Here is a 680-nt window from a genome sequence, read left to right as displayed (position 1 = left end):
AAAAATTAGGGAGTGGCGGGTCAGCCTGGTTTGGGCTCTTCATAGGTCTGCTCGCACGGTATTCATCATTCCCTGCCACTCCCAATTCCTCTTCTGCAAGCGTATATTTAAAAACTTTTCTTTTTCGCTCTATTATCTTTAATAACGCATCAGTAATAATATTATAAGTTAGGAGAGACTTGAGTGGTGGGGGAGAGGGAGAAGGAGGTAAGATTGCTAAAACTGAACCAAAGAATAGGTACGTTGTGGGGTTTGGGTTTCATCGGATCTCATATATATCGAGGGCTTTCACGGGAGTCAAGCGAAATTTTCGCCCTCACCCGCCCCATTAGCGGGATAATCTAAACCCACCTAAGTGGGGGAACCCGCACATCTTTAGGAAAATATTCAATGAAGCATTCAACTGCCTATCTAACTTAAACCCACACTTCTCACATGTAAAGGTCTTACCAACCTTTCGGGATACATATCCACATCTGGGGCAAGACCTTTTTCATTCAGTGCAATGTAAGATATCAATTATAAACTTAATTCTCTCACTGGAACTGCTTACCATGGCTAACATAACTAGTTAAATATTCCCATGCCTATATATACGTCGACGAAATATTTTGAGGTTAACTTAAGTAATGGGTAAACCACAAGTCTAATAGTATATCTGGAGAGATTTTAGAGCTGAG

Annotated in this window: 1 pseudogene; it reads right to left on the bottom strand. The window is 40.9% G+C overall.

Annotated elements, in window-relative coordinates:
* Window positions 1-341 precede the first annotated feature (341 nt).
* Window positions 342-490, bottom strand: a pseudogene (locus DMP16_RS10575) (zinc ribbon domain-containing protein); the annotation flags it as partial.
* Window positions 491-680 lie beyond the last annotated feature (190 nt).

Origin of the sequence: Sulfolobus sp. B1, assembly GCF_007050195.1 — an archaeon.
Taxonomy (GTDB): Archaea; Thermoproteota; Thermoprotei_A; order Sulfolobales; family Sulfolobaceae; genus Saccharolobus.
This window is presented reverse-complemented; position numbering and strand designations above follow the sequence as displayed.